17 protein-coding genes are annotated in these 19,074 nt (G+C 55.3%); 4 read left to right on the top strand and 13 right to left on the bottom strand.

Going from position 1 to position 19,074, the window contains the following annotated elements; translation table 11 throughout:
- Positions 1 to 3: 3 nt before the first annotated feature.
- From RA157_RS08695 to RA157_RS08665, 7 genes are all read right to left on the bottom strand, one after another.
- Positions 4 to 945, bottom strand: coding sequence for a 2-hydroxyacid dehydrogenase (locus RA157_RS08695; protein WP_350336065.1), 942 nt, complete (start codon positions 943 to 945; stop codon positions 4 to 6).
- Positions 946 to 987: 42 nt separating this feature from the next.
- The gene (locus RA157_RS08690) at positions 988 to 2,616 is read right to left on the bottom strand and encodes an ABC transporter ATP-binding protein (RefSeq protein WP_350336064.1); all 1,629 of its coding nucleotides are present in this window, start codon (positions 2,614 to 2,616) and stop codon (positions 988 to 990) included.
- An 11-nt stretch (positions 2,617 to 2,627) separates the two neighbouring features.
- On the bottom strand, positions 2,628 to 3,767 hold the full coding sequence (locus RA157_RS08685) for an ABC transporter permease (RefSeq protein ID WP_350336063.1): 1,140 nt from the start codon (positions 3,765 to 3,767) through the stop codon (positions 2,628 to 2,630).
- A gap of 4 nt (positions 3,768 to 3,771) precedes the next feature.
- Positions 3,772 to 4,884 carry a microcin C ABC transporter permease YejB gene (locus tag RA157_RS08680; RefSeq protein ID WP_350336062.1) on the bottom strand — a complete coding sequence of 371 codons (1,113 nt, stop codon included), beginning with the start codon at positions 4,882 to 4,884 and terminating at the stop codon, positions 3,772 to 3,774.
- 6 nt (positions 4,885 to 4,890) lie between these two features.
- Positions 4,891 to 6,759: an extracellular solute-binding protein gene (locus RA157_RS08675; RefSeq protein ID WP_350336061.1), complete on the bottom strand. Its 1,869-nt coding sequence runs from the start codon at positions 6,757 to 6,759 to the stop codon at positions 4,891 to 4,893.
- Positions 6,756 to 8,621: an extracellular solute-binding protein gene (locus RA157_RS08670; protein ID WP_350336060.1), complete on the bottom strand. Its 1,866-nt coding sequence runs from the start codon at positions 8,619 to 8,621 to the stop codon at positions 6,756 to 6,758. The genes RA157_RS08675 and RA157_RS08670 overlap by 4 nt, the downstream gene beginning before the upstream one ends.
- Before the next feature lie 164 nt (positions 8,622 to 8,785).
- Positions 8,786 to 9,376 (bottom strand): c-type cytochrome, encoded by a 591-nt coding sequence (locus RA157_RS08665; protein WP_350336059.1) that lies wholly within the window; start codon positions 9,374 to 9,376, stop codon positions 8,786 to 8,788.
- 219 nt (positions 9,377 to 9,595) lie between these two features.
- On the opposite strand from RA157_RS08665, the gene RA157_RS08660 reads away from it, so the two are divergent.
- The 3 genes from RA157_RS08660 to RA157_RS08650 all read left to right on the top strand — a co-directional run bounded on the left by RA157_RS08660 (position 9,596) and on the right by RA157_RS08650 (position 12,357).
- Positions 9,596 to 10,342, top strand: a complete 747-nt coding sequence (locus tag RA157_RS08660) for a 3-deoxy-manno-octulosonate cytidylyltransferase (protein WP_350336058.1) — start codon at positions 9,596 to 9,598, stop codon at positions 10,340 to 10,342.
- A 42-nt stretch (positions 10,343 to 10,384) separates the two neighbouring features.
- Positions 10,385 to 11,278, top strand: a complete 894-nt coding sequence (locus RA157_RS08655; protein ID WP_434058481.1) for a prephenate dehydratase — start codon at positions 10,385 to 10,387, stop codon at positions 11,276 to 11,278.
- A 71-nt stretch (positions 11,279 to 11,349) separates the two neighbouring features.
- Complete coding sequence (locus RA157_RS08650) at positions 11,350 to 12,357, top strand: M23 family metallopeptidase (RefSeq protein WP_350336057.1); 1,008 nt, start codon at positions 11,350 to 11,352, stop codon at positions 12,355 to 12,357.
- Between the two features lie 105 nt (positions 12,358 to 12,462).
- On the opposite strand, the gene RA157_RS08645 is transcribed toward RA157_RS08650, so the two are convergent.
- The 4 genes from RA157_RS08645 to RA157_RS08630 form a co-directional block, all read right to left on the bottom strand.
- Entirely contained in the window at positions 12,463 to 12,942 is a 480-nt protein-coding gene (locus RA157_RS08645; protein WP_350336056.1) for a hypothetical protein, read from the bottom strand.
- Between the two features lie 176 nt (positions 12,943 to 13,118).
- The gene (locus tag RA157_RS08640; protein WP_350336055.1) at positions 13,119 to 13,997 is read right to left on the bottom strand and encodes a C40 family peptidase; all 879 of its coding nucleotides are present in this window, start codon (positions 13,995 to 13,997) and stop codon (positions 13,119 to 13,121) included.
- Positions 13,994 to 14,344: a MarR family transcriptional regulator gene (locus tag RA157_RS08635; protein WP_350336054.1), complete on the bottom strand. Its 351-nt coding sequence runs from the start codon at positions 14,342 to 14,344 to the stop codon at positions 13,994 to 13,996. Before RA157_RS08635 ends, RA157_RS08640 begins: the two co-directional genes overlap by 4 nt.
- Positions 14,345 to 14,437: 93 nt before the next feature.
- The gene (locus RA157_RS08630) at positions 14,438 to 15,823 is read right to left on the bottom strand and encodes a leucyl aminopeptidase family protein (RefSeq protein ID WP_350336053.1); all 1,386 of its coding nucleotides are present in this window, start codon (positions 15,821 to 15,823) and stop codon (positions 14,438 to 14,440) included.
- Between the two features lie 228 nt (positions 15,824 to 16,051).
- On the opposite strand from RA157_RS08630, the gene RA157_RS08625 reads away from it, so the two are divergent.
- On the top strand, positions 16,052 to 16,855 hold the full coding sequence (locus RA157_RS08625; RefSeq protein ID WP_350336052.1) for a tetratricopeptide repeat protein: 804 nt from the start codon (positions 16,052 to 16,054) through the stop codon (positions 16,853 to 16,855).
- A gap of 213 nt (positions 16,856 to 17,068) precedes the next feature.
- Here RA157_RS08625 and RA157_RS08620 read toward each other — a convergent pair whose 3' ends face one another.
- Both RA157_RS08620 and RA157_RS08615 read right to left on the bottom strand, forming a co-directional pair.
- Positions 17,069 to 18,046: a type II secretion system F family protein gene (locus tag RA157_RS08620; RefSeq protein ID WP_350336051.1), complete on the bottom strand. Its 978-nt coding sequence runs from the start codon at positions 18,044 to 18,046 to the stop codon at positions 17,069 to 17,071.
- 14 nt (positions 18,047 to 18,060) lie between these two features.
- A complete protein-coding gene (locus tag RA157_RS08615) occupies positions 18,061 to 19,059 on the bottom strand; it encodes a type II secretion system F family protein (RefSeq protein ID WP_350336050.1) in 999 nt (332 codons plus the stop codon).
- Positions 19,060 to 19,074: the final 15 nt, after the last annotated feature.

Below are 19,074 nucleotides of genomic sequence, written 5' to 3'. Positions count from 1 at the left end.
TGATCAATAGCCGACGGTCTTATCCACCTGATTATCAAGCGGCTTCCCACTTTCAAATTTTCGCACCTGGGTGCCGATACTGCGCGAGAAGGCTGCCGGGTCGCTGTCTGCAGCCACATGGGGGGTAATCACGATTCGTGGATGACCCCAGAGCGGGCTGTCCTGAGGCAGAGGCTCAACCTTGAAGACATCGAGTGATGCCGCCATCAGAGTTCCATCATCCAGCGCCCGGATGATATCCTCTTCCTTCTGCAGGGCACCTCGTCCCACATTGATGAGGACAGGACCACCCAGAACACCGGTCTGTGGCAGCTTGGAGAAGAGATCATAGTTCAGGATGTCTGCCGTTGCTGGTGTGGACGGCAGAAGGCAGACCAGAATGTCGCTCCAGCCAAGAAGCGCATCCAGCCCGTCTTCACCGGAATAGGTCCTGATGCCGTCGATCTGTTTTTCCGTTCTGCTCCAGCCCGCCACATCATAGCCATGCAGTTTCAACTTCTCTGCCGCATCTGTACCGAGAACGCCAAGCCCCATAATGCCAACACGAATACGGGACGCGGATGGCTGATCAAGCATGATCCACTCCCCTCTGGCCTGAGCAGCCTGGACCTCAAACATCTTACGGTGATGAAAGAAGACCTGGGAGAGAATGTAGTGAGTCATCCGCTGGGACAGTTCCGTATCCACCGCACGCACAATCGGCACATCGGGCAGGGCCGGATGTCTCAGAATATGGTCAACACCAGCGCCCGCTGAAAAGATCACTTTCAGATTGGAAAGAGGCCTGAACAGAGCGTCGTCCGGCTGCCAGACAACGGCATAGTCTATCGCTGCCGGGTCGTAATCCTCATCGGCCAGAACAATCGGATGATCCGGCAAGGCTTCCTTTAATCCGGCAACCCAGGCCGGGATATCCATACCTTTAAGCGCAAGTAGAATAGACATGCCCTGCCTCCCGAAACAGCACGTGAAATCGCATCTTTGCAATTACTGAGATACAACGCCTTCTGCGACCGTTTCAAGCCGGAAAGCGGCCGCCATCAGGGCTCTGGTGTAATCCGTCTCAGGCGCATCGAAGATCTGCTCTGCCGCCCCCTGCTCAACCACCTTGCCATGGCGCATGACAATCACATTATTGGCCAGGGCACGAACCACCTTCAGATCGTGGGAGATGAACAGATAAGCGAGGCCATGACGTTTCTGCAGGTCACGAAGCAGGTCAACGACCTGAGCCTGGACACTCATATCCAGCGCTGATGTGGGCTCATCCAGCATGACGAATTTCGGTTCCAGAATCATGGCCCGCGCGATGGAAATCCTCTGGCGCTGACCACCGGAAAACTCATGCGGGTACCGGTGACGACTGGCCGGGTCGAGCCCCACTTCCTCAAGCGCCGCAACGACCTTCTGGTCCACCTCGTCATCAGTCAAATCGGGATGATGCAGACGCAGGCCTTCCGCCACGATCCCCGCAACTGACATGCGCGGGCTGAGCGAGCCGAACGGGTCCTGAAACACCACCTGCATGTGCCGGCGCAACGGCTTCATCTCCTTCCAGGAGTGACCGTCAATCTGCCCGCCCGAGAACCGGATCTGCCCTTCAGATGAAATCAGCCGCAAAAGGGCCAGGCCCAATGTGGTTTTGCCGGAACCCGATTCGCCTACAATGCCCAGCGTTTCACCAGCACGTAAGGACAGGTCGATGCCATCAACCGCCTTCACATGATCCACAGTACGCCGCAGGAAACCCCGTTTGATGGGAAACCAGACCTTCATGTCCGTCGCATCGATAATCGTTTCCGCATTATCAGCCACCGGCAGCGGATCACCTTTGGGCTCAGCCGCCAGCAGATGCTGGGTGTAGCTGTGCTGCGGGTTCTCGAACACATCCGCAGTCTTGCCCGCTTCGACAATCTCGCCATTGGTCATTACACAGACCCGATCGGCAAACTTGCGGACGATCCCCAGATCATGGGTGATAAACAGAAGCGCCATACCACGCTGCTGCTGCAGCTCTTTCAGGAGTTTGAGAATCTGGGCCTGCACTGTCACATCCAGCGCTGTGGTTGGCTCATCGGCAATCAGCAATTCAGGCTCATTGGCCAGCGCCATGGCGATCATCACGCGCTGGCGCTGACCACCTGACAACTGATGCGGATAAGATCCAAGTCTGCTTTCAGGATCATGAATGCCGACCTGGTTCAGGAGATCAATCACGGCCTCCCGGACTGCACTGTCGGACAGGCCCTTGTGAATCTTCAGCACTTCACCAATCTGCCGCTCAATGGAATGAAGAGGGTTGAGCGAGGACATCGGTTCCTGAAAAATCATCGAGATTTCATTGCCCCGTGCCTTACGCAAGGCACTGTCGTCGGCCTTGAGCAGGTCCGTTCCATTCCAGAGCACCACGCCGCCCGGATGAGATGCTGATGGATAGGGCAGCAGTTTCAGGACAGACAGGGCCGTTACGGATTTCCCGGACCCGGATTCCCCGACCAGAGCCACGGTCTCACCCTTGGCAATATCAAAGGATACGTTGCGGACTGCGTGATTGACCGCATTACCCTGCGAGAAATCAACACTCAGATTGCGAACGGAGAGAAGAGGTTCTGTCATGCTGTCTCCGCTCATTTGAATGTCTTCCGGGGATCAAAGGCATCGCGCACCGCTTCGCCGATGAAAATCAACAGGCTGAGCATGATTGAGATGACAAAGAAACCGCTGAGCCCCAGCCACGGAGCCTGAATGTTACGCTTGCCCTGGGCCAGCATTTCACCAAGCGAAGCTGATCCGGCAGGCAGGCCGAAACCAAGGAAATCCAGCGAGGTCAGAGTGGTGATCGATCCATTCAGGATAAACGGCATGAAGGTCAGCGTTGCCACCATGGCATTGGGCAGAAGATGCCGCCACATGATGGTTCCGTTACTGACACCAAGAGCACGCGCTGCTCGCACATATTCAAAATTCCGGGCCCGCAGGAACTCAGCCCGCACAACGCCGACCAGCGCCACCCAGGAGAACAGCAGGAGGATACCAAGCAGGATCCAGAAATTGGGCTGCAGGACCGACGCAATGATCAGCAGCAGATACAGCTGGGGGACTGATGTCCAGATCTCGATAAAGCGCTGGAACAGAAGGTCAGTCCAGCCGCCGAAATAACCCTGGATGGCCCCTGCAGCGATACCGATGACAGATGAAAACAAGGTCAGCACCAGACCAAACAACACTGAGATCCGGAAGCCGTAGAGCATCCGCGCCACCACATCCCGACCCTGATCATCCGTACCGAGCCAGTTCCAGTTGCCGACCACACAATTCATATCCTCGGTGCCTGAGGGATAGGGACTGCAGCGCTCCTCCTTGCTCAGAGACCATGAAGGTGGCGAGGGAGCCGGGCGTGGCAGATCCAGATTGGTGGTGTTGTAGGAATAGCGGATGAACGGCCAGAGCATCCAGCCATTGGCCTCTATCTCTTCCTGGATGAAGGGATCGCGATAATCGGTTGTTGCCAGGAACCCGCCGAACTTCTCCTCCGGGTAATCCACCAGGATCGGTGCCAGCAGCTCTCCCTTATAGTGCACGAGGATCGGACGGTCATTGGCGATGAGTTCTGAAAACAGGGTCAGAACAAACAGCACCATGAAAATCCAGAAGGACCAGTAGCCGCGTTTATTGGCGCGGAAATTCTGCAGGCGACGCTGGTTGAGCGGCGAGAAGAACGGGCGCTTGACCGGTTCTGCTGCGGGCTGGGAGATGCTTGCCTCCATCGGTCTAGACCTCCCGCGATTCAAAATCGATACGCGGGTCAATCCACGTATACATGAGGTCGGACAGGAGCCCCACGAGCAGCCCCACCAGCGAGAAAATATAGAGCGTGGCAAAGACCACCGGGTAGTCCCTGTTCAAGACGGATTCAAACCCGAGCAATCCCAGGCCATCCAGCGTGAAAATCTGCTCGATCAGCAGGGACCCTGTGAAAAAGGCACCGATAAAGGCCCCCGGGAAACCGGCAATGATGATCAGCATGGCATTCCGGAACACATGCCCGTAAAGCACCTGCCGTTCGCCGAGCCCCTTGGCCCGTGCTGTCACCACATATTGCTTGCGGATTTCATCAAGAAACGAGTTCTTGGTCAGAAGCGTGGTTGTTGCAAAGGCAGAAAGACCCAATGCCAAGAGCGGCAGAATAAGGTGCCAGAAATAATCGACAATCCGTTCGGGCCAGCTCAGGTCAGCCCAGTTATCGGAGGTCAGACCCTTGAGCGGGAACAGATCCCAGAACGAGCCGCCAGCAAACAGGATAATTAGCAGGATACCAAAGAGGAACCCCGGGATGGCATAGGCCACGATCACCACGGCAGAGGTCCAGATATCGAAGGCAGACCCGTCTCTCACCGCCTTGGAAATACCAAGCGGGATGGAAATACCATAGGAAATCAGCATCAGCCACAGGCCAAGCGAGACGGAGACCGGCATCTTCTCGACAATGAGATCAACCACGGCAATGTCGCGGAAATAGCTTTCGCCAAAGTCAAAGCGCATATAGTTCCAGATCATCAGCCCGAACCGCTCAAGCGGCGGTTTGTCAAAGCCGAACTGCTTTTCCAGCTCCCTGATGAATTCCGGATCAAGCCCCTGCGCCCCGCGATATTTCGACGAGATGGCATCTGCACCGCTCGCGGTTCCTGCACCGGTGCCGGTGAAATCACCTCCCTGACCTCCGCCAATACGAGCCGTGGCTGACACATCCGTGCCGGTCAGTTTGGCAATGGCCTGCTCAACAGGGCCACCAGGGGCAAACTGGATGACAGCAAAACTGATCGCCATGATTCCGAACATGGTCGGGATGATCAGCAGAAGGCGGCGGAGAATATAGGCACCCATGGAGGATCAGGACCCCTTCTTGTTCAAGGCTTCGGCTTTCTCTTTGTCGTACCAGAAGAGGCGCTCTACTGGAAAGGCAAAATCCGGTAGAGGGTCCGGCCAGCCATACATATCCCAGAGCGCTGTGGTGTGACTGGCTTTGTACCAGTTCGGCACCCAATAGTGTCCGGAGCGCAGAACCCTGTCCAGAGCCCTAGCCGCCACGACCAGATCCTTGCGGTTGTCGGCTGCAAACATCTTCTCCATCAGGGCATCCACGACCGGATCGGCAATCCCTGCCAGATTGAAGCTGCCTTCGGTTCTGGCCGCTTCCGAGCCCCAATAGAGCCTGACCTGCTCGCCTGGTGTGGGCGGGAAAGAATAACGGCGCCCGACCGCATCGAAATCAAAGCTGTTCAGCCGTGCCTGATACTGGGACGGATCAACCAGACGGAAAGACCCCTCAATGCCAAGCGCTTTCAGGTTCTGGACCCATGGACCGATAATCCGTTCGAAAGCAGGTGAATTGCCAAGGATCTCCATGGTGAACGGTTCACCTCTGGCATTGACCAGCCGACCACCCTGCCGTCGCCAACCGGCCTCATTCAGCAGTTTTGCCGCACGCCTCAGCAGATTGCGGTCCTTGCCGGTGCCGCTTGAAACCGGCGGTTCAAAGGCATCTGCAAAGACACTGTCAGGGACCTGTCCCCGATAGGGTTCCAGGAGAGCACGTTCTTCGGCACCGGGCTTTCCTGCCGCTTTCAGAATGGAGTTCTCAAAGAATGACGCTGTCCGCGTGTAAAGCCCGTAAAACAGCTTTCTGTTGGACCATTCAAAGTCGAAGGTCAGGCCCAGGGCTTCCCTAGTGCGCACGTCCGCGAACTTCTCCCGTCGTGTATTGAGAAACCAGCCCTGCGCTCCGGCAGGCGTCTTGTCAGAAAAGGTGACCCTCTTCACACGGCCATCCTTCATGGCCGGGAAGTCATAGGAGGTGGCCCAGAGCTTTGAGAAAAACTCCTCGCGGAATGTCAGGCTTCCCGTCTTGAATGCTTCAAAGGACACCGTGCTGTCGCGATAAAATTCGATGCGAATCGTATCGAAATTGTTCTGCCCGCGATTGACCGGCAGATCCCTGGCCCAATAGGTCTCATCACGCTCATAGGTGATAAAGTCACCAGGCTTGAACGCTCCAACCCGATAGGGGCCGGATCCTAGCGGCACCATCAGATTGGCATCGTCAAAGGCGTGTTCGGAGTAATAGGCCTTTGAGAAGACCGGCAGGGCGGAAGCGACAATCAGCGGCACCTGACGGGACTGCCTGCCGGAGAATGTCAAACGCAGGACGTGCTCCGCCTCAGCCTCCGCCGATACCAGCTCGCGGATCGGATCACGGATCTGCGGGTGCCCCTGCTCTTTCAGCAGATTGATGGTGAACGCGGCATCGTCTGCAGTCAGCAGTGAACCGTCCCTGAACCGCGCTTCCGGGCGCAGATGAAAACGATAGATATTGCCGTCATCCGATACAGACACGCTCTTTGCCACGAGGCCATAGAGCGCATCAGGCTCATCGAAGGCCCGGACCATCAGGGTGTCAAAAGTCAGCTCCATACGCGGTGGCGCGTCACCACGGAAGATATAACTGTTCAGGGTATTGAAGGTCTGGGCGTTCTGATTGTACTGCCAGTTCGGCGCAGTCATGGACAGGGAACCGCCCTTTGGGGCTTCCGGATTCACATAATCGAAATACTTGAAATCCGCCGGATACTTGAGATCCCCGAAAACAGAGAGACCGTGCTGCTCTCCCGCTGCCCGTGCAGGCAGATGAAGCCCGGACAGGGTCGCAAGAGCGGCCCCGCCTTTCAGAAGCGTCCGGCGTGAGAGATCAGACACCGTCATCGGGCCAATCCGGTTTTCCGCGCCTTCTCTTCATCATACCACCAGATATGCGGGAAGCCGTGATTGTATTCCGGCAGGTTTTCAGGATGCGAGAACCTGTTCCAGCGCACGGTCCGCGTCTTTGCCACATACCACTGAGGGACCATGTAATTGTTCCAGAGCAGCACCCGGTCCAGAGCCTTGGTGGCGGCAACAAGCTCAGCCCGGTCTTTTGCAAAAATCACCCGATCAATCAGCTTGTCGATAGCGGGGTTCTTGATACCGGCATAGTTACGGGAGCTGTTGGAATCCGCTGCAACAGATCCCCAGTATTCCCGCTGCTCGTTACCAGGGGACAGAGACTGCCCCCAACCCAGCGTGGTCATCTCGAAATCCCGGCTGCGGATCCGGTTGATATACTGGGAGGTATCAACAATCCTGAGGGTCATCTCAATACCAATCCGCTTCAGTGCAGACTGATAGGGCAATGCGATCCGCTCCGTGCTTGGAGAATTGTCAACAAACTCGATGGTGAAGGGCTCACCTGTCTTCGCATTGACCAGCTTGCCAGACTTCAACACCCAGCCTGCCTCCTTCAGAAGCTTCACGGCTTCGTGCAAATTGTTGCGGACATTGCGGGGGGAGCCGCCAACCGGATTGGTGTAGGGCTCTGAGAACAGCTGCTCCGGAACCTCACCGCGAACCCCCTCCAGGATTTCGAGTTCGAGTCCTGTCGGAACATCGGACGCAGCCAGTTCTGTGCCGGCGAAATAGCTACCTGTTCGCTGATACTGGCCAAAAAAGATGGTTTCTGCCAGCGCTTCAAAATCAAATGCCAGGTTCAGGGCGCGCCTGACGCGGGGATCCTTGAACTTGTCAAGACGCAGATTTAGAACAAAGGCCTGCATTGCACCAGAAGCCTTGTCATCAAAAGCTTCCTGGATGACTTTACCTTCTTCGGCGGCCTTGAACTTGTACTGCGTTGCCCAGTTCTTTGCAGAATTCTCTGTGCGGAAATCGTACTGATCACCCTTGAAGGCTTCTACCAGAACGGTCTGGTCCAGATAGACGTCGTAACGGATCTGGTCGAAATTGTAGTGACCGATGGTTACAGGCAGATCTTTACCCCAGTAGTCCGGCACCCGCTCATAGGTCACCGACCGCCCGGCGACAAATTCCTTCATGCGATAGGGGCCCGAGCCAAGTGGAATTTCCAGAGTACTTTTGCCGATGGAACGCTGTTCACCCTTGGCATTGGTTCCTTCCCACCAATGTTTGGGGAGGACCAGAACCTGACCCATAATATGCGGCAGCTCGCGATTGTCCGGCCCGTCAAAGGTGAAGCGCACCACATCTGTGGCCAGCACTTCGGCTTTTGTCACATTGTGATAATAAGCCCGTTGCCCCTGATTGTGTTCGATAGCTTTCTCGAAAGACCAGATCACATCTTCTGCAGTGATTGGCTGACCATCATGCCATCTGGCCTTGGGGTTCAAACGGAACTCGACCCAGGAATAATCCTTCGGATATCGGGTTTCGAGAGCGATTTGCCCATAGGCAGCGCTTATATCCAGCTCATCCAGGGAGGATGTCATCAGGGTCTCATAAATCAGGTTGAGACCGGCTGTCGGCGACCCTTTCTGAAGAATCGGGTTAAATGTATCAAAGGAGTTGGATGTGGCCTGCCGAACCAACCCACCTTTTGGGGCATCCGGATTGGCATAATCGAAGCGCTTGAAATCGCGGGGGTATTTCGGCGTCCCCGTGAGGGCTGTTGCATGACGCCATTCAGGTTCTTCAGCCAGGGCTGTAACTGGCAGAGCGGTGACAGACAGAACCGTCAGACCGAGAGCGATGAAAAACGGCTTGGCTAGTTTGAACATTGATCACCCGAGCGTTCGCTTCAACACATTGATTTGCTTCAATGTAGTCGTTCGGCATCGCCAAGCCCAGATGCAAGCGCCAAGATGACGAAAATTTAATAGCACGACAGCAAAAAGCCCGGCGCGATGGCCGGGCTCTTAATTTCAGACCTTGTTGCTGACGTCTATTCAGCAGCAGCCGGTGCTGTTTCTTCTTCCTGCTCTGGTTCAGCAGCAGGCAGCGGTGCCGGGCTGTCTGCAAAACCACGCAGGTAAGCAATCAGATCAGCGCGCTGGTCCGGCTTCTTAATACCGCCAAAGCTCATGGTCGTTCCGCTCACGTGGCTTTTCGGCTTTTTCAGGAACCCGTCGAGATTGTCATAATCCCAAGACGCGCTTTCACCGAAGGTGACCATAGCTGCGGAATACTTAAAGCCATCAACAGAACCCGGCTTGCGATCCACAATGTTCCAGAGATTCGGGCCAACCTTGTTAGCGCCACCATTGTCTACGGTGTGACATGCGCCGCACTTCTTGAAGACTTTCTCGCCCTTGCCGGCATCTGCACTTGCAAGCAGCTCAGCGATGGATGGCTCTTCCACCACTTCTTCGGTCTGCGCATCGCCCGTAGATGCTTCAGCAACCTCGATGACAAAGCCCGGCTTTTCCGGCTTGTCCACGTGGTAGAGAATGCCTGCGAGATTTGACACAACGAGGACAATCAGCACGCTCAGGCAAAGGGCTCCAAAGATTTTGTTCAGTTCGAACGAATCCATTCGCTCCAGGCTCCTGCAGTCTTGGTCTGCTCGTCCGGCTCTGAATCGGCAGTCGCAGACAGGATCACGAAAAGTTTGGCGGAAATTACAAGGAATGCACCCCGACTGTCCAGCTCTATAAAAGGTCTAAAGTGGAGTTTTTGTCTTCGGCTACCACTTTTCGCACTTTACAGGCTGTGATAGGCCGGTGGTGCACCGACAGTTTGGAGCTAAACACCTATGACAACATCAATGAATCCGATTGTACTGATTCCCGCACGCCTTGCTTCAACGCGCCTTCCTGGTAAGCCATTGGCCGACATTGCAGGCCTGCCGATGATTGTACAGGTGTTGAAGCGCGCTCAGGAAGCCGGTATTGGCCGTGTTGCTGTTGCAGCTGATTCAGACGAGATTGTCAGTGCCATTGAGGCCGCCGGGGGCGAGGCGGTTCTCACCGACCCGAACCACCCATCCGGTTCCGATCGCATCCATGAGGCGATCACCAAGCTGGACCCGGATGGCCATCACGATGTGATCGTCAATGTTCAAGGGGATCTGCCGACGATTGACCCGACATCTATCCGTGCCTGTTTCACACCACTCAGCAACGATGCAGTGGATCTGGCCACCATAGCAGCAGAGATTACTGATCCCGAGGAGATTACCAATCCCAATGTGGTCAAGGTGATCGGCTCTCCTCTGGATGACCAGCGCCTGCGTGCCCTTTATTTTACGCGGGCGACAGCGCCATGGGGTGACGGACCGCTTTATCATCATATCGGGCTCTACACCTACAGGCGGGCCGCACTGGAGCGCTTTGTCAGTCTGCCACCGTCACCACTTGAGAGCCGCGAGAAGCTTGAGCAGTTAAGGGCGCTTGAGGCAGGCATGCGCATTGATGTGGCACTGGTCTCTTCTGTACCACTCGGGGTGGATACACCCGAAGACCTCGAGAAGGCCCGCACACTCTTGACGGACCAGTCGTAACCCGCCATCACAGAATAAAGCTGTTGAGTTTGTGAGACCAGAATGATCGAAACTGCCAAAAAAGTTGTGTTTCAGGGGGAACCCGGGGCGAATTCCCATATAGCCTGCAATGAAGTATTTCCCGATGCGGAAGCCGTTCCCTGCGCTACTTTCGAGGATTGTTTTCAGGCGATCAGTTCCGGTGAGGCCGATCTGGGCATGATCCCGATTGAAAACTCCGTCGCCGGTCGTGTTGCTGATATCCATCATCTGATGCCCACAGCCGACCTCCACATTATCGGTGAATATTTCCTGCCCATTCATCACCAGCTTGTCGCGCCGAAAGGGGCCACCCTGGAAGGACTGAAATCCGTACAGAGCCATGTGATGGCCCTCGGGCAATGCCGGAAAATCATCCGCCAGCTTGGCATTCAGGCCGTCGTTGGTGCTGACACGGCCGGGTCCGCCCGGCAGATTGCTGAGCTGAATGATCCGAGTGTCGCGGCTATTTCCTCTGATCTGGCTGCCGATATTTACGGCCTTGATATCCTGAAAAAGGATGTTGAGGACGAAGATCACAACACGACCCGCTTCATTATTCTGTCCCGCGACAAGCTTGAAGCAAAGGCTGACAGTGGCCCGGTGGTAACCAGCTTCATCTTCCGGGTCCGCAACGTTCCGGCCGCGCTCTACAAGGGTCTCGGTGGTTTTGCCACCAATGGCATCAATATGACCAAGCTTGAATCCTATCAGCTTGGCGGCGAATTCTTCGCAACTCAGTTTTATGCGGATGTGGAAGGACACCCGGATGACCGGTCACTGGCTCTGGCACTGGAAGAACTGGCCTTCTTCTCAGCAGAACTGAAGATTGTCGGCATTTATCCGGCCTCTCCGTTCCGTGAGAAGATCAAGGAACCGGAAGCCAATCGTGATCTGCGGCCGGAGATACGCTCGTAAGAAAGCGAGATCAGCACAGGCGCAATCCACAGGGGGCGGATGCATCGGGACCGAACAGACAGGACAGGTTCATGACACTCTCCCCTCTTCATAAAGCAACCCGGACAGCCTCGCTTTTTGTTGCGACGCTTTTCATCAGTTCCGTTTCCGCAGAACCGTTTCTGTCACTGCCGGTCGCCTGTACAATCGGTGACGACTGTTTTGTCCAGCAGTACCCTGATGTGGATCAGGGGTCAGGCATTGCTGATTATACCTGTGGCAGCTCTGCCTATGATGGCCACAAGGGAACTGATATCCGCGTCCGTACGCTCCGTGAGATTGAGACAGGCGTTGCGGTTCTGTCCTCTGCAGGAGGAACCGTGGTCGCACTTCGGAATTCTGAGCCTGACAGGATTGTGGCCACCGCTGAAGACCGTGCCCGAATCAGGGGCAAGGAATGCGGCAATGGTGTTGTTATCCGTCATGAAGGCGGTTTCGAAACGCAATATTGCCATATGAAGCAGAACAGCGTTTCCGTTCGTGAAGGCCAGACCATCGAGCGAGGCGAAACACTGGGTCTTATGGGATATTCCGGCGATGCGGCCTTCCCGCATCTTCACCTCAGCGTCCGCAAGAATGGTCAGCCCGTCGACCCATTTACCGGCAAGCGCCTTGATGCAGGATGTGGTCATTCTACAGCCGACACCCTCTGGCAGCCTGACACACTGGACAAACTGTCCGGCGGCACAGGCCAGTTGCTGGCTTCAGGCTTTACAGATCAGGCCCCCGATTTTGGCATTCTGACCGCCAAAGGCTTACAGAAACCGGACTTTCAGAACTCAAGTGAGGCATTGGTGATTTATATCTGGGCCATCAATGTGGTCAAAGGCGACGAAATCCGGCTATCGATTACGGGACCGGGTGGCTTCTCGGCATCCCGTTCTCTGACCCTTGACCGCAATCGCGCCCAGCAGTTTCTTTTCACCGGCAAACGGCAACCCAAAGCCGGCTGGAGCCACGGCACCTATTCAGGCCGCGTCTCCCTCATTCGGAACGGCAAGCCTCTCCGGGAAGAAACCCATCAAGTCAGTTTGAGATAGAGCATTTTGTGTGAGAACAGAGTCACCCCAAATGCTCTATCTCTTTGTTTCCAAGCATATTCTTATCCGAAAACCGCACACACTTTTCGGGAATATGCTCTAGGCTCACTCAATAATATAACGATGGGCGAAGTTGGCACCATCGGTGATCGTCACCCACTTGAAGCCCATCAGTTTGCTGAAATCCAGAAAAGTCAGATCAGTCGGGTCTTCCACCTCATTGAAGATCGGTGTGGAGCGCACAAGAGATGTCAGCGAGGCAATCAAGGCCCGCATGCGGTAGAGCGTATTGTATTTGCTACTGTCGACCACAACGATAATCAGCTTTTCGTCATACTGCCCCTTCGGAAAGAGGTGATATGACGGGGCATATCCCCGCATCTGGAGTTGCTTCTCAAGGCCGACAGTGAAGGCCGTTCGCGATTCCTTTGAGACGTTTTCAGATTTCGGAACGCGGGCGACAAACACTTCCTGCGTTTGTGGTGTCGGATAATAGTATCCCGCATGAAGATCTGCTGAATGAACCAGACCGACACTTGCCAAGATCAACACAAAACCCAGAAACCCGGACAGAACCTGCCTCATGAACACCTCCCAATCAGACCATACCTCATCATACTCCAATAGAGATTGGGGGTAACAAGACCCATGATGCAAGGCTGTTTTCGCGATTGTGAGTTTTTGTGTCACGCCTGTTCGGGGTGAGGCAGGATTATCGCAAACCTGTCTTTGCCACGTTTCAGGCTCGCTTCTGACGTACTTCAGGGACGTCTGATATCAGTCACAGCCCCGAATTCATTTGCCCCGATCCGTGCGACAGCATTCTGCAACGGTTCCTTTACGACCATCATCTGATAGCCGCTTGCATGCAGCAGTGTCTCGGCATCCGACATAATGCCCACATGACCTCGCCAGAAAATGAGGTCCCCTCGCCTGAACGACAGGGCAGAAATATCATGTCCGAGAGACGCGCCGATGGCTCTGGCCTGCATGTCACTGTCGCGCGGGACAGTCTGCCCTGCCATCATCATGGGGATCTGAACAAGTGCTGAGCAATCAAGCCCCTGCCCTGTCCGACCACCCCAGAGATAGGGCACATTCAGAAAGGCCTCGGCAAAATCGACATAATCGGACCGCTGTTTGTCTGCAGCAGATGCATGAGTGGCCACGATCCAGCCCAGATCATCAGCCAGCTGCAGATATGGCGTGCCCCTGGTTTCCGCTTCCCCGACAACCGCAAGGCCTGTTCCCATGCTGAGCCGGGCACGCGGCGGATATTTCAGATCAGCTTCAGGATAGATAAAGCTGGATGGCGCGGAGATCCGATGGGTTGCAGCCGGCCTGTCGAGGCCGCTTTCCAGACTGTCTGACGGGCAATAGCCCACATAGCCATCCTCGTCATTCTGACACCAGGACCAGCCATCCCGCTCATCAAAGACCAGGACGCTCTCTCCCATCAGGAGTTCGGTATCAATCGGCCGGGCAGGATCCGGCCCCGGCCGCAAGGGAACGCCTGCCGCCTTAACCCAGGCCGGACTACCTTCCACATACCGCTCAGCCGTTACATGATCTTTCAACCGGACATCTGCCAGATCAGGGCGCGCTGCATGGATTCTGCGATCAAATGAGAAGCCGGTCATCTCGGTACACTCCGCGCCCGTTCCACGATCAGGTCTCCAAGACGTTCCACATAAAGCGCACCTTCAACGGTACGCTGGATAATCACATTGCGCCGGTCCGCCTCATCCCGTTTCCGGGTCACAAGCCCTATCTTGCCCATTGTATCCAGTGCCCGCGTAATAGCCGGCTTGGTCACATCAAGTTTGGCAGCAAGGCCCCGCACAGTATGGGGCGGCGGTTCCAGATAAATCGTCAGCAGAATGGAAATCTGTCGCGCCGACAGATCCTGCCCTCCATCAAGGACAAGATCCATGGTCACATCATGCCATAACTTAAGCGCCTGACTTGGACGCAACTCAACCGGCATATTTTCCCCGCCTGTGGTGAAACTCGTACAAGCTCATGAAACCATGATAATGTTTCGGAACCGTTTCAATCCGCAAGGAAAATTTATGTCCAGTCAACCCTCAAAACGGGTTTTGATCAGATCATAAAGAGCGCGGATTGCCTGCGCATCCCCACCTTCCGGGCGTCCCGGCTGAGCGGATGGCACCCAGCCGTAAATATCGAAATGCATCCAGGGAACGGATTTCTCAACAAAACGCCCCAGGAACAAAGCCGCGGTGATTGAGCCTGCAAACCCGCCGGAAGAGATGTGATTGACGTCAGCGATCTTTGATTTCAGCATGGCATCGTAAGCAGGCCAAAGCGGCATGCGCCAGACCGGGTCCGTCTGTGTATCCGCACTGGTTTCAAAGGCTGCCGCCAGCTCATCATGACGCGTGTAGTAAGGTGGCAGATCCGGGCCAAGGGCTACACGTGCAGCCCCTGTCAGGGTCGCCATGTCAATGAGCAGGTCCGGATTGTCCTCTCCGGCCAAAGTCAGCGCATCAGCAAGAACCAGACGCCCCTCGGCATCCGTGTTGCCAATCTCAACAGTCAACCCATTGCGGCTTGGCAACACATCACCGGGCCGGAAGGCATCGCCGGAAATCGAATTCTCAACTGCCGGGACAAGAACCCTCAGGCGGATAGGCAGCCCTGCATCCATCAGCATTGACGCCAGACCCAGCACGGCAGCGGACCCGCCCATATCCTTCTTCATCAAAAGCATGGCGCTCGACGGCTTGATATCAAGACCACCGGTATCAAAGCAGACACCTTTGCCAACCAGCGTCACTTTCGGATCTGTTTCCTTGCCCCAGCTCATATCAATCAGACGGGGTGCCCTGCTGCTGGCTCGGCCAACCGCATGAATCATCGGGAAGTTCTGCGTCAGCAGGTCATCCCCCACGATCACCTTGCAATCAGCTCCATAGCGCTCTGCAAGCATTGATGCGGCTGCAGCCAGCTCAGCAGGCCCCATATCATTGGAGGGCCGGTTGATCAGATCACGGGACAGATAAGCACCGGACAAGATCCTCAAAACCTCCGCGCGATCAACCGTATCAGGCCAACAGAGTTTGGGTACCTTGGCCTGGCGTGGTCTGTAGGCATCAAATTCATAAGCCCCAAGCCCCCATGCAAGACATGCCAGAGACAGGTCATCCGGCTCATTGGCAAACCGGTAGTCGCCGTCGGGCAATGCCAATGGCAGTTTGCCCGGCAACAGAGCCGTCCGCGCAGCTGTACCGGCCTCTCCCAGGCCGAACAACACATGTGCAAGCGTTCCATCGGACCCCGGGACAAGAAGACTTGCCCCGGCCGCTGCACTAAACCCGTTTGCATCGGCCCAAGCACGGGCTGCCGCGTCAAGTGAGCCAAGAATATCCTCCAGGGATGACGGTTCAACAAACCAGACAGGAACCGCATCGGTGGATTGTTCAGCAAAAAAACGGCTTGGCACAGATTATCTCCTCAGGACCGAAAGGCAGGGCACAGACCAGACATAAACAGCATCGCTTCAAGCCGTCCATGCAACAGACTCGTCTATGAGTTTTAGCGAGCCCTCCGGCCCGGCTCAAGCCTCCTTCTGCAAGGCAGATTTAACCAAGCGTTAGGGTTAACGGTTTATTGCTTGAGTAAATCACCCGGATGCCGCGACGCATCCTTATCAGCTTGCTGGGAGTTCATTATGGGTCAGGATATGTTGCTGTCAGGCAGACCTTCTGTCAGAAGCCGATCCCTTGTTCGTGTGCTGCTTCTTGCCACCGCCATCGGGCTCGCAGGCTGTGCGGGCAAGAAAACAAGTTCGACCTCGGCCCATAACCGCCTGAGCAGTCAGCCGGCATCAGAAGCCGAAATCCACTCGGCACTGAACCAGTGGGGTCAGCGCTACGAGAAGGATCGCGAGGACAAGGAAGCGGCGATTACCTATGCGCTTCTCCTCCGTCGTGTCGGACAGAGCGGTCAGGCGGTTTCCGTGTTGCAGTCAGCCATAACTGCCAACCCGAAAGATGTGGAACTGCAGTCGGCCTATGGCAAGGCACTGGCATCCGATGGCAAGTTCAAGCAGGCACTGACCGTGATCCGAAGCGCCCAGCGCCGGGACAGACCGGACTGGAAACTGCTTTCAGCAGAAGCGGCTCTGGTCGACCAGCTTGGCAACCGCCAGGAAGCCCGCAAGCTCTACAAACAGGCGCTGACCATTGAGCCTGATGAGCCATCAATCCTGTCCAACCTGGCGCTTTCTCATGTGTTGTCCGGCGATTTGGAAACAGCCGAACGTATTCTGCGCCGGGCTGCATCACGCCCGAATGCCGACAGCCGTGTCCGACAGAACCTTGCTCTGGTGGTTGGCCTTCAGGGCCGGTTCGATGAAGCCGAAAAAATTGCCCGCAACGAGCTCTCTCAGGAGCAGGCCAGCGCCAATATCCGCTATCTGCGCCGGATGCTGTCCCAGCCAAACGCCTGGAACAAGCTGAAAAAACGGTCATAGAAATTTCAAAGCTACAGCGTGCTTCTGGAAAATTGACAGACTTTTTGGATAAAAACTTCTTTTGAAAACAGTACATTAAATGTGCCGCTACCAATTCAGGCTAGAGACCTGGCACCTTAAACAAAACAAAAAGGGCTGATCCGCATATATAAGGATCGGCCCTTTTTTGATACCGCTCTTAGACAAGACGCGGCCTCGCACTGTTATTCTGGTCTAATGGGAAGCACTGAAGTTTGTTGCCATTACCTGGATGATGGCTGGGCCCATGATCACCGCAAAAAGAGCTGGCATGAAGAACAGAATCATCGGAACTGTCAGCTTCGGCGGCAAGGCGGCGGCCTTTTTCTCGGCGGCCGTCATTCGCTCATCACGGCTTTCCTTGGCCATGGTTCTGAGAGACGTACCCAGTGATGTCCCGTATTTCTCGGCCTGCATCAGGCTGGTCATGACAGCTTTCACCATTTCGAGACCGGTCCGCTTGCCGAGATTTTCAAACGCTGCCCGTCGATCCTGAAGATAGGACAGTTCAGCGCTGGTCAGAACCAGCTCTTCTGCCAGTTCCGGGGACCGTGCGCCGATTTCATCGGACACACGCTTCAGGGTCACGTCAATCGACATACCCGATTCAACGCAGATCAGCATCAGATCCAGCGCGTCCGGCCATGCAAGACGAATACTTTCCTGCCTTTTCTGAAGCCGGTTGCTGACAAACAGGTTAGGGGCAAAGATGCCTCCATAAGCCACCATGAGCGAGAAGAGAAACTTGGTCAGAGTGGAATACTGCAGATCACTGACGATAAAGAAATAGACAAGGCCAAGGGCAAAGAACAGGAAAGGCAATGTTGCGCGGGCAAACAGAAAGACGGTCAGCGGGGCTTCACCACGGAAACCGGCCATGCGCAGTTTTTCGATAGCCTTGTCATCGGCCAGTGCCTTGCGCAGATTGAACTTCCGGACTACATCACGCATGTAGGCACGGGATTCCTGGCCGCGCAGTGACTTGCGCTCCTCTTCCTGTTCCAGTCGTGCCCGTGCTTCCCGGCGCAGCCGGTCACGTTCCGTTGCGGCTGCCTTCATGCGGGATTGCAGCCTGTCACCCTGGATGTAGGGAAGAGCGACCATAAGAACTGTTGCCGATACCGCAATAAGGGTCAGGCCAGCGACAACATATTGCAAGATTTGTGGATCCATGTTGTCCTCGTCGCCTAGATATTAAAGTTGATCATTTTTTTCATGACGCCGATCCCGACACACATCCAGCCAAGCGCAAAGGCAAGAACAAGATTGCCGCTTTCTGTATCAAACAGAATAGTCACGTAATCGGGACTGGTGATGTACACCAGAAACATGACAGCAGGTGGCATGGATCCAATGATTGCCCCTGATGCCTTTGCCTCCATACTCATGGCGTCAGCTTTCTGACGCAGAGCCTTTCGGCTACGCAACACGGTAGACAGGTTCGACAGGGCCTCGGCAAGGTTACCACCAGCCTGCTGCTGGATGGTGATTGCAATGGCAAAGAAGTTGGCCTCCGGCACCGGAATACGTTTCGGCAATTGCTGAATCGCTTCGGATACAGACGCCCCAATGGACTGAGCTTCCACAACGGCCTTGAATTCGGTGCGAACGGGCTCCGGCGCTTCCTTTGAAATCAGGATAATACACTCGCCCAATGGCAGGCCAGCCTTCACACCACGAACGATCACATCAATTGCATTGGGAAATTCAAGAACAAACTTTGCGAGACGCTTCTTGCGGATATAGGTAATAACCCAAAGTGGGAGACACCCCCCAATCAGGCCACCACAAAGAGCAATAAGAGGACTTCCCGCAAAGACCAGGGCCACAAGGGCAGCAAGCAGCCCGCTTGCGCCACTTGCCAGCCAGAAATGTGTAATCTCCAAGGAAAGCCCCGCCTGCTTGATCTTGGCTTTCAGCGAAATCTTGCCAGCCTGGTTCTTGGCTTTCTGCTTTTCTTCTGCTTCCTTCAGCGTATCTTCAATGGATTTGCGACGACGGGAACGATCGCGCGCAGCTTCACGCTGCCCAACGGACAGGTCCGCCCTCGAACTGATCCGGCCCATGCGCTTTTCCTTACGCGCTTCCCGAGCCAGCATTGGATAGAGAATCGCATAGGCAACGCCTCCAATCGAGAACATCACCAGCAATGCAAGAGCGATCGCAAACAACACAGGAGAATCCATTACACACTCCCTGGG

The organism is Coralliovum pocilloporae (assembly GCF_030845175.1).
Lineage (GTDB): Bacteria > Pseudomonadota > Alphaproteobacteria > Rhizobiales > Cohaesibacteraceae > Coralliovum > Coralliovum pocilloporae.
This window is presented reverse-complemented; position numbering and strand designations above follow the sequence as displayed.

Coding starts and splice junctions, on each gene's coding strand:
- RA157_RS08695 (WP_350336065.1), bottom strand. CDS start 945: ATGTCTATTCTACTTGCGCTTAAAGGTATGGATATCCCGGCCTGGGTT.
- RA157_RS08690 (WP_350336064.1), bottom strand. CDS start 2,616: ATGACAGAACCTCTTCTCTCCGTTCGCAATCTGAGTGTTGATTTCTCG.
- RA157_RS08685 (WP_350336063.1), bottom strand. CDS start 3,767: ATGGAGGCAAGCATCTCCCAGCCCGCAGCAGAACCGGTCAAGCGCCCG.
- RA157_RS08680 (WP_350336062.1), bottom strand. CDS start 4,884: ATGGGTGCCTATATTCTCCGCCGCCTTCTGCTGATCATCCCGACCATG.
- RA157_RS08675 (WP_350336061.1), bottom strand. CDS start 6,759: ATGACGGTGTCTGATCTCTCACGCCGGACGCTTCTGAAAGGCGGGGCC.
- RA157_RS08670 (WP_350336060.1), bottom strand. CDS start 8,621: ATGTTCAAACTAGCCAAGCCGTTTTTCATCGCTCTCGGTCTGACGGTT.
- RA157_RS08665 (WP_350336059.1), bottom strand. CDS start 9,376: ATGGATTCGTTCGAACTGAACAAAATCTTTGGAGCCCTTTGCCTGAGC.
- RA157_RS08660 (WP_350336058.1), top strand. CDS start 9,596: ATGACAACATCAATGAATCCGATTGTACTGATTCCCGCACGCCTTGCT.
- RA157_RS08655 (WP_434058481.1), top strand. CDS start 10,385: ATGATCGAAACTGCCAAAAAAGTTGTGTTTCAGGGGGAACCCGGGGCG.
- RA157_RS08650 (WP_350336057.1), top strand. CDS start 11,350: ATGACACTCTCCCCTCTTCATAAAGCAACCCGGACAGCCTCGCTTTTT.
- RA157_RS08645 (WP_350336056.1), bottom strand. CDS start 12,942: ATGAGGCAGGTTCTGTCCGGGTTTCTGGGTTTTGTGTTGATCTTGGCA.
- RA157_RS08640 (WP_350336055.1), bottom strand. CDS start 13,997: ATGACCGGCTTCTCATTTGATCGCAGAATCCATGCAGCGCGCCCTGAT.
- RA157_RS08635 (WP_350336054.1), bottom strand. CDS start 14,344: ATGCCGGTTGAGTTGCGTCCAAGTCAGGCGCTTAAGTTATGGCATGAT.
- RA157_RS08625 (WP_350336052.1), top strand. CDS start 16,052: ATGGGTCAGGATATGTTGCTGTCAGGCAGACCTTCTGTCAGAAGCCGA.
- RA157_RS08620 (WP_350336051.1), bottom strand. CDS start 18,046: ATGGATCCACAAATCTTGCAATATGTTGTCGCTGGCCTGACCCTTATT.
- RA157_RS08615 (WP_350336050.1), bottom strand. CDS start 19,059: ATGGATTCTCCTGTGTTGTTTGCGATCGCTCTTGCATTGCTGGTGATG.